The organism is Rhodococcus sp. EPR-134, assembly GCF_001647205.1.
GTDB classification, from domain to species: Bacteria; Actinomycetota; Actinomycetes; order Mycobacteriales; family Mycobacteriaceae; genus Rhodococcus_F; species Rhodococcus_F qingshengii.
The window spans coordinates 1-13,007 of record NZ_LVCT01000030.1; the positions used below are offsets into that span (position 1 = coordinate 1).

At 63.0% G+C, this 13,007-nt stretch carries 12 protein-coding genes and 1 pseudogene; 8 read left to right on the plus strand and 5 right to left on the minus strand.

Annotated features, from left to right (window positions below; translation table 11 throughout):
* Window positions 1-132 precede the first annotated feature (132 nt).
* Together A2J01_RS36715 and A2J01_RS36720 are read left to right on the plus strand one after the other, a co-directional pair.
* The gene (locus A2J01_RS36715) at window positions 133-825 is read left to right on the plus strand and encodes a substrate-binding domain-containing protein (RefSeq protein ID WP_231915603.1); all 693 of its coding nucleotides are present in this window, start codon (window positions 133-135) and stop codon (window positions 823-825) included.
* Window positions 729-1,820: a VWA domain-containing protein gene (locus tag A2J01_RS36720; protein WP_231915611.1), complete on the plus strand. Its 1,092-nt coding sequence runs from the start codon at window positions 729-731 to the stop codon at window positions 1,818-1,820. The genes A2J01_RS36715 and A2J01_RS36720 overlap by 97 nt, the downstream gene beginning before the upstream one ends.
* Window position 1,821: 1 nt before the next feature.
* Here the strand turns inward: A2J01_RS36720 and A2J01_RS01265 are convergent, their stop codons facing one another.
* Both A2J01_RS01265 and A2J01_RS34890 read right to left on the minus strand, forming a co-directional pair.
* Window positions 1,822-2,727, minus strand: coding sequence for an ABC transporter substrate-binding protein (locus A2J01_RS01265; RefSeq protein ID WP_030534940.1), 906 nt, complete (start codon window positions 2,725-2,727; stop codon window positions 1,822-1,824).
* Between the two features lie 65 nt (window positions 2,728-2,792).
* Window positions 2,793-3,065 (minus strand): WhiB family transcriptional regulator, encoded by a 273-nt coding sequence (locus A2J01_RS34890; protein ID WP_050654722.1) that lies wholly within the window; start codon window positions 3,063-3,065, stop codon window positions 2,793-2,795.
* A gap of 115 nt (window positions 3,066-3,180) precedes the next feature.
* Between A2J01_RS34890 and A2J01_RS01270 the strand changes: the two genes are divergently transcribed.
* Window positions 3,181-5,463, plus strand: a complete 2,283-nt coding sequence (locus A2J01_RS01270) for an ATP-dependent DNA ligase (RefSeq protein ID WP_064111615.1) — start codon at window positions 3,181-3,183, stop codon at window positions 5,461-5,463.
* On the opposite strand, the gene A2J01_RS34895 is transcribed toward A2J01_RS01270, so the two are convergent.
* Window positions 5,363-6,904, minus strand: coding sequence for an MFS transporter (locus tag A2J01_RS34895; protein WP_082900771.1), 1,542 nt, complete (start codon window positions 6,902-6,904; stop codon window positions 5,363-5,365). The genes A2J01_RS01270 and A2J01_RS34895 overlap by 101 nt on opposite strands.
* A gap of 77 nt (window positions 6,905-6,981) precedes the next feature.
* Between A2J01_RS34895 and A2J01_RS01290 the strand changes: the two genes are divergently transcribed.
* Window positions 6,982-7,629, plus strand: coding sequence for a TetR/AcrR family transcriptional regulator (locus A2J01_RS01290; RefSeq protein ID WP_003940096.1), 648 nt, complete (start codon window positions 6,982-6,984; stop codon window positions 7,627-7,629).
* A 4-nt stretch (window positions 7,630-7,633) separates the two neighbouring features.
* On the opposite strand, the pseudogene A2J01_RS01295 reads toward A2J01_RS01290, so the two are convergent.
* Window positions 7,634-8,356, minus strand: a pseudogene (locus A2J01_RS01295) (MerR family transcriptional regulator).
* A gap of 108 nt (window positions 8,357-8,464) precedes the next feature.
* Between A2J01_RS01295 and A2J01_RS01300 the strand changes: the two are divergent.
* Window positions 8,465-9,688 (plus strand): erythromycin esterase family protein, encoded by a 1,224-nt coding sequence (locus tag A2J01_RS01300; protein ID WP_082900772.1) that lies wholly within the window; start codon window positions 8,465-8,467, stop codon window positions 9,686-9,688.
* Window positions 9,689-9,693: 5 nt separating this feature from the next.
* Here the strand turns inward: A2J01_RS01300 and A2J01_RS01305 are convergent, their stop codons facing one another.
* A complete protein-coding gene (locus tag A2J01_RS01305; RefSeq protein WP_064111610.1) occupies window positions 9,694-10,803 on the minus strand; it encodes a serine hydrolase domain-containing protein in 1,110 nt (369 codons plus the stop codon).
* 250 nt (window positions 10,804-11,053) lie between these two features.
* On the opposite strand from A2J01_RS01305, the gene A2J01_RS01310 reads away from it, so the two are divergent.
* The 3 genes from A2J01_RS01310 to A2J01_RS01320 all read left to right on the plus strand — a co-directional run.
* Entirely contained in the window at window positions 11,054-11,587 is a 534-nt protein-coding gene (locus A2J01_RS01310) for an NlpC/P60 family protein (RefSeq protein WP_020970417.1), read from the plus strand.
* Between the two features lie 65 nt (window positions 11,588-11,652).
* On the plus strand, window positions 11,653-12,339 hold the full coding sequence (locus A2J01_RS01315; RefSeq protein WP_058037854.1) for a response regulator transcription factor: 687 nt from the start codon (window positions 11,653-11,655) through the stop codon (window positions 12,337-12,339).
* Window positions 12,336-13,007: HAMP domain-containing protein (locus tag A2J01_RS01320; RefSeq protein WP_064111612.1), on the plus strand; the 672-nt coding region annotated here is incomplete at its 3' end. The genes A2J01_RS01315 and A2J01_RS01320, both read left to right, overlap by 4 nt.

Here is a 13,007-nt window from a genome sequence, read left to right on the forward strand (position 1 = left end):
GATCTACACCTAGTTGTGGAGATTTCCACATCGAGCTACTTCACCGCTAACATGAGTTAGGATTCTTTTCGGCGGGATAAATCGGGCATCGGTTGGTTATTGATGCGGGTCCCGCCGGAAAGGATTCGATCAATGTCGTCTCGTCATGGGTACGGCGCACCACCTGCGTCCATGCCTCGATCCGTGCAGGTTCTGATCGGACTCTTGGCAGTAGTCGCAGTCGGTGGAACCGCAGCATTCGCCGTGACGTTCAAAAGCGTCAGCGACAAGGGAGAACTCGGTGCGAGTGCTGTCACAGCTGCGACGGCAACCAGCTGTGAGAACCCGGAAACCGTGACCGTGGCCGCCGATCCGTCGATCGCCTCGGGACTCGAAGCTGTCGCCGCTGCCATCCCCGCTACGGAACTCGGGTGCAGCTCGCTCAGTGTGACGCCGCAAGATCCCGTGCTCACCGTCGCGGCGATCGCCGACGGTTCGGCACCCGCACTGTGGATCCCTGATTCGAGCGAATGGTTGGACAAGGTTTCGGCGAGCGGGCAGGAGATTCGCCGGATCAGCAACTCGGTCGCGTCCACCCCTGTTGTCACTGTCTCGGCGCCGGGTAGCGAGGCACCCGCCGCTTGGACGGATGTCCTCGGCGCTCCAGCACTGCACATCGGCGATCCCCTCACCAGTGCCGTCTCCAGCGCACCGATCCCCTCACCAGTGCCGTCTCCAGCGCACCGATCGTGGCAGCCTTTGCCGAGGCCCAGTCGCGGGGCGGGGACCTCACGTCCATTTCGGCAGCCCTGGTCCCGGTGGCGCAAGCGCAGTACGGAAATCTGAAGGAAACCGGTTCGACCGGACGCATCCAAACCGTGGACGCGGACGGCGGGACCGCGGTGACGACCGAGCAGACCTTCGAGGCTTATCTCGCCGCACATGCGGACAGTCGACTCACCGCGTCGGTACCGTCGTCCGGTTCGGTCTTCATGGACTACCCGATGGCAAGTGTGGGTGCAGACTCGTCGGCGGCGGTCGACGCCGGCAAACTGCTGGCGGCAGCGCTGACATCGGACACCGGGCGCTCCGTACTTGCCGGCCTCGGGTTCCGCGGCGCGGATCAGGCCCCGCCGGTCGCCGGTGGAGTGGGAAAAGTTGGCTCGCTGGTGCCGTCCGATCCGACTGTGGTCACCAAAGCGCTTGCGCGGTACGAGATTCTGTCCAGGCCTTCCCGTGCACTGGCAGTTGTCGACGTCTCGGGGTCCATGGACTACATGCAGGACGGGGTCACTCGAATGGCCGCGACTGCACAGGCCGGTGACATTGCGATCCGAATGTTTCCCGCCAACGCACAATTGGGTCTCTGGGCATTCTCCGTAGACCTCGGCGAGGGCACGGACTACCGCGAACTCGAACCTGTCGCCCGTATGGATGCAACTGAAGGCGACACGGATCATCGGAGCAAACTGCTGTCTCGGATCGACAGCCTCTCTTCGATCGTCGGCGGCGGAACAGGTTTGTACGACAGCGTTCTCGCCGCGTATCGGTCCATGCAACAGACCTACGATCCGGCCTCGATCAATTCGGTGATTCTACTGACCGACGGTGCGAACGATGATCCGTCGAGTATCTCGCTGCAGGAACTTCTCGACACCCTGACTCGCGAGCAGGACCCGACGCGGCCGGTACCGATCATCACCATCGGTGTCACCGATGACGCCGATACCGATGTGCTCGAGCAGATTTCGGCTCTCACCGGCGGCAACAGCCACTTCGCTCCGACACCGGCAGACATCCCGAAGGTCTTCGTCGGCGCGATCAGTGGGCGCGCCGGCTGAACTACTCGAGGACTGGCGCGTCGGCGCTGTCCGTGATCCATTCGGTTGCGAGTCTCTCGAGGGTGCCGTCGGCGTAGAGCGCATCCACGGCGGCAGAGACGCACGCCGTCAGAGGACTGTTCTTCTCGAGCACGAACCCGAAGAATTCGGTGACCGCGTTGGGCCGCGGAAACTGACCCACGATGACCGACCCGGGCAGTTCGTTCTCGGTGATGTGGAATCCGGTCGGGATGTCGACGACCAATGCGTCGATCTCGCCCGCGGCCAGCGCAGCTTTCGCGTCGTCCGTGGTCGCGAACTCGCGTGGCGCAGTGGTCGGAACAATCGTGTCGGTGATCGCCGCGAGGCTGGTGGAACCGGTCTGAGCGCCCAAACGGTAGCCGGCCAGATCCGCAAGATTCTTTGCCTCAGCGGCTTTGCTCCCGCGCGAGGCGATCACCGACTGCGCCACTGCGTAATACGGCGAGCTGAAGTCGACGTTCTCGCGGCGATCCCCGGAAACCGTGAACTGATTGACGTCGAAGTCGAAATCCTTGGGGCCTGGTTTCAGTGCGTCGTTGAAGGCGACCGTGGTGAAGCGAACCTGATCGGCGTTGTACCCGAGTTTGTCGACGACGGCCCGGGCCACCGCCCCCTCGAAGCCCTTGCCGTTGGACGGAGTGTTGTCGACGAACCACGGCGCGTACGCCGGCGAATCGGTGGCGATGGTCAAGACACCGTCTTCGAGGGTGGTCCCGCTCTGGGGTCCGCACTTGTCCACGGCGGTGGTCGAGGGCAGTTTGGTGAATGCCTCGGGAACCGTGGTCGTGGTGTCCGCTGCCGCAGGTGCCTCCGGCTGCGACGAACACGAGCCCAACAAGATCGAGCAAGCGAAGATCGCGGTCACGGCAACAGCGCGTCGTGTCATAGGCACAAGGCCATCTTGCCTGTTTGTCCGGTACGGACGTGACGGGGGTCTCGTGTGAGCGGAGTTCACGCAGCTGAGCGTCGTAGTGCAAGGCGCTCCGACGGTGTCGTCCCACCCCATACTCCGTGTGGTTCAGCGGTGTCGAGTGCAAAGGTCAGGCAGTCCCGAATGACCGGGCAGCGGAAGCACACCTGCTTCGCGGAACTCTCCCGTGCAGCCCGATTGCGTCCGCGCTCTTCACCCGGCGAATAGAACACCGCCGGGTCCACTGTTTTACAGGTGGCGAACATCCGCCAGTTGTTGTCCACCAACGGCTCCACGGAACTGCGAACTGTCATCGTGGTCTCCTCTCCCATCGAGAATCCAGTCTTGCCCGTGGCCTGGCGCAGCGGCAGGTTTCCGATCCATCAGATTTCTACTGCCAGACGCAGCGCTATCCAGCACAATGAGGAGATGGCAACGACGGATCGGGGTCAGATCACTCTCGACGGCACAACCGTGTCCGTGACCAATCTGGGCAAGATCCTCTACCCCGAGAGCGGCACCACGAAGGCCGAAGTCATCGACTACTACACCCGTATCGCCGCAGTCATGCTTCCACATGTCGTCGGTAGACCGGGCACTCGTAAGCGTTGGCCCAACGGTGTGGACGGTCAGTCCTTCTTCGAGAAGAACCTGGCGTCGTCTGCCCCGCAGTGGCTCACGCGTGCGTCGCTGCAACATTCTGATCGCGTCGTCACTTACCCGATCTTCGATTCCGTTGCATCCCTGGCGTGGCTGGGGCAACAGGCGGCACTCGAATTACACGTTCCCCAATGGCGATTCGACGGTTCCGAGCGTGGTCCGGCGACACGACTGGTATTCGATCTCGACCCGGGCGAAGGCGTCGGATTGACCGAGTGCGCCGAGGTGGCGAGGTCGATTCGAGATCTGGTCGCAACTCTGGGGTGGACTGCCTATCCGGTAACCAGTGGTAGCAAGGGAATTCACCTCTACGTTCCACTGGATCGAGCCTTGGACGGCAGCGGTGCGTCGACTGTCGCCAAGCAGATCGCCACCGGACTCGAGAAGCTTCACCCGGATCTCGTCACCGCGACGATGGCTCGAAATGTGCGGGCAGGCAAGATTTTCGTGGACTGGAGTCAGAACAACGCAGCCAAGACAACCATTGCGCCGTACTCGATGCGCGGTCGCGATCAACCCTATGTTGCCGCGCCGCGCAGTTGGGACGAACTCGACGATCCGAAACTACGACATCTGTTGTTCGACGAGGTTCTGGAGCGCGTCGAATCCGATGGTGATCTGCTGGGCGATCTGGATCCGCCGGTCTCGGCGGCTGTAGCCGACACGTTGACGCACTATCGCAACAAGCGGTCGGCCGACCGGACGCCGGAGCCGATCCCTGCTGCGGTGACCAAGGAGACAGCGGGCAATACCTTTGTGATTCAGGAACATCACGCCAGACGATTGCATTACGACGTTCGGCTGGAGCGGGATGGTGTGCTCGTGTCCTGGGCTGTTCCGAAGGGCGTGCCGACCAGTGCCGGAGAGAATCGGTTGGCCGTGCACACCGAGGATCACCCGCTCGAGTACGCCACGTTCTCGGGCACGATTCCGAAGGGGGAGTACGGCGGCGGTTCGATGACGATTTGGGATTCCGGGACGTACGAGACCGAGAAGTGGCGTGAAGACGAGGTGATCGTGCGCCTCAGTGGGAAACGGGTGCAGGGACGCTTCGCGCTGATCCGGACGAAGGGTGACCAGTGGTTGATGCATCTGATGAAGGATCAGAACGCGAGTTTCGGAACGGAGTTTCCCAAGAATCTCGAGCCGATGCTTGCCACCGCTGGAACGCTCGAAGGTCTCGACTCGCAGGAGTGGGCTTTCGAAGGTAAGTGGGACGGGATCCGAGTGATTCTCGAATATCATTCGGGCACAATGTCACTTCGCAGTCGCGCGGGTAACGACAAGACCGGGGACTATCCCGCCCTTGCCGGGTTGGCCGAGGTGCTGGACGGTCATGACGTGGTTCTCGACGGTGAAGTGGTGGCGTACAACGACGCGGGGGTCACCGATTTCGGTCTTCTCCAGCGAGGTGGGGAGCCGGTGTTCCTGGCCTTCGATCTTCTGTACCTCGACGGAGTGTCTTTGCTGCGGAAATCCTACTCGGACCGGCGCACCGTGTTGAATGCGTTGGCGGGCAAGGTCGGTGAGCTCGAGGTACCTCCACAGATCGAGGGCACGGCGGAGAACGCGTTGGAGGTGAGTACCGATGCCGGATGGGAAGGGATTGTCGCCAAACGTCGTGCATCGGTCTACCTTCCGGGGCGGCGTGGGTCGAGTTGGATCAAGGTGAAGAACTGGCGCACTCAAGAGGTGGTGATCGGAGGGTGGCGCACTGGGCAGGGCAATCGAGCACAGGGGATCGGGGCGCTGCTCATGGGAATTCCGGGTGAGGATGGATTGACCTACGTGGGGCGCGTCGGTACCGGCTTCAGTGATCGCGACTTGGAGTCTTTACTTGCGACACTGGAACCGCTGCGTCAGAAGGAAAGTCCGTTCGGGGAGGAACTTCCAGCAGATGACCGCAAGGGTGCGGTGTGGGTGAGGCCGGAACTCGTCGGTGAGGCGCGGTTCATGGATTGGACGGGGACCGGACGCCTTCGCCATCCGAGTTGGCGGGGTCTGCGGGAGGACAAGAAGCCGGGCGACGTGGTGCGGGAAACAAGGCAATAACGGCCAACGCGCCGAGGAACGCTGCTGCGGCACAGATCTGGATTCCCATGCACATCGCCGAAGTGTAAGCCTGATTCGCTGCTTCCGCCACAATGCTCACCGGGGGAGCGTCGGCGTGGATCTGCGCCAGATCGACTGTGGAAGTGCCGACTCCGGGTTCGAAGCGGGACCGGAAAACCGTTGCTACGACTGTCCCGACGACGGCGACGCCCAGAACTCCACCCAATTCCCTTACGACACTGTTGATCGAACTTGCCATCGCAGCCTGCTGGGGCGCAACCGACGACATCGACGCAGTTGTTGCCGGAGCCATGACCAGCCCCATCCCGGCGCCAACCAGTGCCATGATCGCAGCCAGGACCCCGAACGGTGCGTACCTACCCGCGGCGATCGACAAGACCAACAGTCCCACGGACATGACCGCGAGGCCGCCCGCGATCGAGCTGCGCACCCCGAGTCGGCCAACCACACGATCGCTGCTGGAGGCGACAGCCGCCATCACCAGTGCAAACGGAACTGCACCGACGCCGGCAACCAATGGACCGTAACCGCGAACGAATTGGAGGTATTGCGTGTAGGTGAAGAGAACACCGAACAAGGCGAAGAACGTTGCGGCCAAGATGGCATTGGAGATGCTGAACACTCGGCTGGTGAAGATGCGCACGTCTGTCATCGGCGCCGGGGCCCGCAGCTCCCACCAGACGAACCCGGCGAGAAGTGCTGTTGCGCTGACGATCTCCAGCACCGTGATGGGCGACGACCATCCGCGAAGGCTTGCCTGGGTGAGGGCATCCACGATCAAAGCCAGTCCGCCGGCGGATAACAGGAGCCCGGGGATGTCGAACGAACCCTTCGTGATTCCTCTTGCCGGGGGCACAAGAGAAACCGTCGCGGCGATCACACCGGCGACCAGTGGGACGTTTATCCAGAAGACGCTTCCCCAACTGAAATGTTCGAGTAGTACGCCACCGGCTACGGGGCCGATCGCGATTCCCAGTCCGGCGGTTGCAGACCAGATTCCTATCGCCCGGCCTCTCTCGTGCGGGGCGAACATCGAGACGACAAGTGACAGCGTCGCCGGCATGACCAGTGCGGCGGCTGCCCCCATCACTGTTCTCCAGCCGATCAGCTGCAACGACGTGTGAGAGAGGGCAGCGAAGGCTGACCCGAGAGCGAACAAGGTGAGGCCGGTCAGAAGTATCCGACGGTGACCGAATCTCGCGCCGAGTCCACCTGCCGTGATGAGCAAGGCGGCGAACGCCAATGTGTATGCGTTGGTGATCCATTGCAGGTCGACGGGGGTCGCCCGCAGTTCGCGGGCAAGGGTCGGGATAGCGGTGTTGAGGATGGTGTTGTCGATCGTGACTACGACGAGGGATGTGCAGAGGGCGCCCAGTGCTGCCCATCGTCGCCGGTCAGTGGGTTCGAGGGAATTCATCATGTCCTTACGAATGTAACCTTACGAATGTTTAGTGATGAGAACGTACCCCTTCGCCTTACATGTGTAAAGTTTGTCGGGTGAGTGATGTTTCCGAAGATGCCGATGAAACTGGGACGAGTGGTTCTCGGAGTACTCGCGCCCGAAATCCGAGAGGAAGCGGCGCACGGCTCCGCGGAGAGATCGTCGCCGCAGCGGCGACGCTCATCGCCCGCACCGGATCGGATCAGGCGGTGACGCTCCGATCGGTCGCTCGCGAAGTCGGGATATCCGCACCATCTATCTACGGACACTTTTCCGATCGCGATGCCATTGTCGAAGCGGTGGTCTCCGAATCGCTGGAGCAGTTGCATCTCGCCGTGGCCGACGCCGTTTCCGCACACCCCGACCCGGTCGAGGGTCTGTATGCCGGGTGCTCGGCATACGTCGAGTTCGGCATTTCCGAGCCCGCTCGGTATCGGGTCTTGTTCGGGTGGTCCAGGCCGAAAGGTCAGTCACCACAATCGGATACGCGAGGACTGGCCGCCTTCAACACGCTGGTGACCAACCTCGACGCGTGCGTCGCCGCTGGGAGGTCGGCCAGCACAGACACTTTTGTCGATGCGGTATCGATCTGGACTTCGCTGCACGGACAGGTGATGTTGCGGGCCGATCTTCCGGAATTCCCGTGGCCGTCGACCGACACCGTCGGTGAGATGGTGAGGAGCCTTGCGCGGCTTGTGAACTGACGCCTCAACCGTTTGCTGATCGGCAACCAGGCGAGGTCTGATCCAGCATCGTGAGATAGGCATCGAGCTGAGCTGCGCCGGCGAGAAGGTTGCGACTGCGTGTGGCCAGCCGGTCTTGCCAGGATTCGAGGAACGCTGACAATGCGTCTGCTCCGCCGGCCTCGCGCAGCGAATCGAGAAACTGAGCGACTTGCGACAGCCGATAGCCACCGCGCCGCAGCTGCCGTGCGATCTCGGCGTCGCGCACACACTCCGAACCGTATTCGCGATAACCCGTTGCCTGTTCGCGCTCGGGGCGCAGGATGCCGTGCTATTCCCATGTGCGCAGTGTCGCCGGGTGAACGCCGAGACGGCGCGCCAGCTCACCCACCGTCAGCGCTGGACCGTGCACCAGTGCCGGTGCCATGGTGGACAGAGTCCCCAGCGCTGTGGCTACCTCGGTGCGAGTTTTTCGCTCGGCGAGCAGCGTCACGTGCGCACTGTCGATCAGGCGGTAGGCGGACTCGGTGTCGCCCTGGTTGGTCGCCCGCATGATTTCCGTGGCCCGCTGGTGCCCGTGACCGCCGCGCAATGCGAGGAAAGTGCGCAGGGCTTGCGCGTGCACTGGGGTGTATCGCCGGTAGCCGTAAGTGCTGCGCTCGCTCGGAGGGAGGATGCCGGCATCGTCGTAGTTGCGGATCGCCTGTGCGGACAACCCGTGTTCACGGGCAAGGTCTATGGGCCGCACTGATCACCTCCGATTGAGGCTTTTCACGGTATACCCCAGGTAATTGCCAGTGAAAGTTTCACTCGAATCTTCAACGATACTGTCGAAGGCAGTCCACCTTCGAAAGGGATGATCATGTCCACTGCCCCAGCGCTGAGTGAGTTCGGCCGCCAACTCGAAGACGCGGCAAGTCTTGGTCGTGCGGTCGACGAACTGCTCGCCACGCTAACCGAGGTGCCGACTCTGCTCGCCCTCGGCGAACCGACCCACGGAGTCAAGGTATTTCCGTTGCTGCGCAACGAACTTCTCGGCCAACTGGTCGAACGAGGATATCGGTCGATCGTGCTCGAAACAGATGTCTTTGTGGCTTTGCTCGTGAACGACTACGTGAACGGGGGAGAGGCGGACATCGAGAAGGTGCTCGCCACAGGCTTCAGCCACGGATTCGGTGCGGTACCGGGTAACCGCGAACTCGTCGAATGGCTACGCGAGTACAACCACGGCCGCGCTCCGGCCGACCGAGTTCGCTTCTACGGCTTCGACGCTCCGGTGGAGTATTCCGGTGCACCGAGCCCACGTGGCGCGCTGTCTGCAGCAGGTGACTTCCTGCCCGCTGCGATGCGGCCGCACTCGTTCGACGGCATCGACCTTCTGCTCGGGCAGGACACCGACTGGACCAACCCGGCGGCGATGTTCGAACCGGCTGCGTCCGTCGGCAATTCCGATCATGCTCGCGCTCTGCGCATCATTGCGGACGACCTCGCCAGCGTCCTGCGGCGCGCCGCACCTGTGCTGCGGCCCGCCGACCCGGCCGGGTACGACCTGGCCCTTGCACATTCACGCACCGCTCTGGGGCTCTTGCGCTATCACTCCGCGATGGCGAGTTCCGCTCCTGATCGCATCGGCACTCTGCTCAGTCTGCGTGCCGAGATGATGGCCGAGAACCTGTTGGCGGTCGTCGCCCAGGAGCAGCGACGCGGGCCGATCCTGCTCTTCGCACACAATGCCCATCTCCTGCGAGTGCCGTCCGACATGCCCGTCAACGGCGACGTGGTCAGCTGGGGGAGCGCCGGCTCACTTGTCGGACTTGTCCTCGGGGAGCGCTACGTATTCGTGGCAACCGACGCCAACCCCGACAGTGATCCGGGCACTCTGCAGGGAGCGTTGGCCGATGCGACCAGTCGGCGTGCCCTGTTTCCGGCGCCCGCACTTCGCGCAGCACTTGACCCGTCCGTCACCGCGGGAGAGGCGATCCTGCCCGGCCACCTGCCGCTGAAACCTTCGGAGTTGGACGGCGCCGACGCGGTCATCTTCGTCGCGGATACCGACGGGCAGCGTCATCAGTACTGGTAACAGCGTCAGGGGCAGAGCGCGTGAGAGAGTATCGCGACGGTGTCCGGCTGGTCCTTCGGCGTCGACGTCAGCGTCACGGTGAACGCACGATCCGGCGTCGCGCCGGACAGTGTGTAGTACCCGTAGATCCCGCCACTGTGGCCGGTATAGGTGACGCCGCAGGGAAGTTCGGTGGCGCCGACGCCCATCCCGTACCCGAGTCCCTCGGCTTCGGTGGCGGCGACCTGAGGGGTGGTCATCTCGGCAAGCTGCTCGGCCGGCACCACCTGCCCGTCGAGTAGTGCACGCCAGAAGGTGTTCAGGTCTGTGCCCGTCGAGACCATCGCTCCGGCAGACCAGGGGATCGACGGTTCCGTGCGGGAAACGTCGGTCAGGCCACCGTCGAGATCCTGATAGCCCGTCAGGTGATCGCCCCTGATGTCGAGCTCACCGGCCGGCGGGAGGTACGTGTCTTCCAAGTCCAGCGGATCGAGTATCCGAGACCGGAGTTCATCGGCGTAGCTGCGGCCACTCACGGATTCGACGAGCATTCCGAGAACGATGTAGTTGGTGTTGGTGTAGACGAACGACGTTCCGGGGACGAATTGCGCCGGTTTGCCGAGGGCGATGGCGACCGCGGTGGACGGCGTCAGCGTTCGGTTCTCGTTTGCTGCAATCCATTCGTCGGCGCCGGGTTCTCCGGCGAACTCGGGAAGGCCGCTGCGATGTTGCAGCAGTTGCCGCACGGTGATCGCGCTACCGTCGATGCCACTGCCGTCCATGTCACTGCTGTGCAGTAGGCCCGGGAGATACTGCTCGATCGGTGCGTCGAGGTCGACCTTGCCCTCGGCCACCAACTGCAGGACGAGTGAAGCGGTGAATGTCTTTGTCACACTTCCGATCCGGACCCGATCATTCTTGCCGATCGAATCGCCGTTGGTCCGATTGGGTACGCCGCTGGTCATGACAGCCGTCGTGGTGCCGTCGTCGAGTGTTGCGATCGACCCGACGACACCCGACCTGGTGAGTCCGTCGAGATCCGATTGAATCTCCACTGCGCGCTGGAGCGTCGAGCAACCGACGAGTGCCGTGATGGCTCCGATGATGACCGCGGCGACGAGCAGGTATGGGCGCATGAGTCGAATCTATGGACCTTGTCGTGCCGCGGGATCCAGGAAATCCCCCATCATTCCCTGATCTTCTGCCAGCCCGGGACGTAAGGCCCGTTTGTTCAAAACCGACAAATCGGATCAATCATTCCTGTCCGAACACCACGTCCACGCCGTTAACATCCGAACGAAGTGTTTGTTTTCACGTGTCTTACCAGTTCACGGCTATCGAGGTGCGCTGCCGCGCGCCGAAACGACTCCCACGAAGGACGGATGCATGAAGAAGTCGACACTCCGAACGGGAACGGTCGCGGCTTTGCTGACCGGAAGTGTCCTGTTGCTCTCCGCTGCCCCTGCCTCAGCCGACCCGGGAAGCCTCGGTAGCGGTGGCAGTAGCGGGAGTTCCGGAAGCTTGGGAAGCACGGGCAGCATCAGCAGCGGATCAGCCGCCCTTCCGATTCCGAGTCCGGCAGGGCTGATCGCGCTGGCAGCGGCGAGCACTCAGACCGGAAAGCCCTACCAGTGGGGCGGCGTCGGGCCGAACTCGTGGGACTGCTCCGGGCTGGTGCAATGGGCGTTTCGGCAGGCCGGCGTGAATCTGCCACGGACCAGCCAACAGCAGGCCAACGTCGGACAGCCGGTTCCCCGGTGGGCCCTCGCCCCCGGCGACGTCATCACCTTCTACCCCGGTGCGACGCACGTCGGCATCTACGCTGGGTTCGGAATGGTGTTCAACGCCTACGGAGTTGGTGTTCCGACCGGACTGACGCCCCTGGCGGATCTGCCGATCAACAACATCCGCAGGTTCTAGAACCTGCACAGAACCTTCACAAGTCCTCCCAGGTTCATCCACGAGGGCCGAATACAGTCAGTTCCATGAGTCAGCGAAGAGTGCTCGTGGTCGACGACGAGGTCAGCATCTGCGAGTCCATCGCGGCGAGGCTGCGTGCCGAGGGCTACGACGTCGAGTTGGCATTCGACGGCCCCAGCGCTGTGACCCGCTGCGAGCAGATGGATGCCGACCTAGTGGTGCTCGACGTGATGATGCCGGGATTCGACGGCCTCGAAGTTTGCCGCCGCATCCAGGCCGTGCGCCCGGTGCCCGTGCTGATGCTGACCGCTCGCGCCGATGAAACGGACATGCTGATCGGTCTCGGCGTCGGGGCCGACGACTATCTGAGCAAGCCGTTCAGCATGCGTGTGCTCGTCGCCCGGGTGCAGGCTCTGCTTCGGCGTGCGGATCGCGCGGAGCACGCTGCTCGCCCGGTGGCCGACCTCCTCGAGTTCGGTGACGTCGTGATCGACCTGACCGAACGTCGAGTGCGCCGTGATGCGCAAGAAGTTCACCTGACTCGCACCGAATTCGATCTCATCGCCTATCTGGCGGAGCGGCCGCGAGCCGCGATCCCGCGGGAGTCGCTGCTCGAGGAGATCTGGGGCTGGGGTGAGGGAGCGGGCAGTCGGACCGTCGACAGCCACGTCAAGGCGCTGCGACGCAAGCTCGGACCTTCCGTGATCCGGACCGTTCACGGGGTCGGGTACGCCTGGGACGTGCCGCGATGAGCGTCGTCGACCGTCTTTTTGCACGGTGGCCGCGGCCGCTGGACCCGATGCGGTCCTTCAAGGTGAAGGTCGGCCTCCTGGTTGTCGCAGCACTGGTGTTCGCCGCGGGTGGTTTCTGGCTGACGTCGCAACAACCGTTTCGTTTTGCTCTACTGACGGCGTTGGTTGTCGCTCTAGGCGTTACTCAGGTGCTCGCACACGGGATGACGTCACCGCTTCGCGAGATGACGGCCGCGGCGAAGGCGATGGCGCGCGGCGACTATTCGCGGCGAGTACGAGCGACTTCCAGAGACGAAGTAGGCGAACTCGCCCATGCGTTCAATCGGATGGCCGAGGACCTCGGGGCCGACGACCGGTACCGCCGCGAGTTGATCGGCAACGTCTCCCACGAACTGCGCACGCCCATCACCGCTTTGCAAGCCATGCTCGAGAACGTCGTCGACGGTGTCGAAGAACCGGATCCGGCGATGATGAAATCGGCGCTGCGGCAAACGGAACGACTGGGCGCGCTGGTAGCCGACCTTCTCGATCTCTCGAAACTCGAGGGTGGCGCAATGCCGTTGAAACGCCGCCGTTTCGAGGTCGAGCCGTTCTTACGCGAGCTGTCGAGTGTGAGTGCGGGCGACATCGAGATAGACGTCAAGCCTCCACAATTGTCCGTGGTCGCC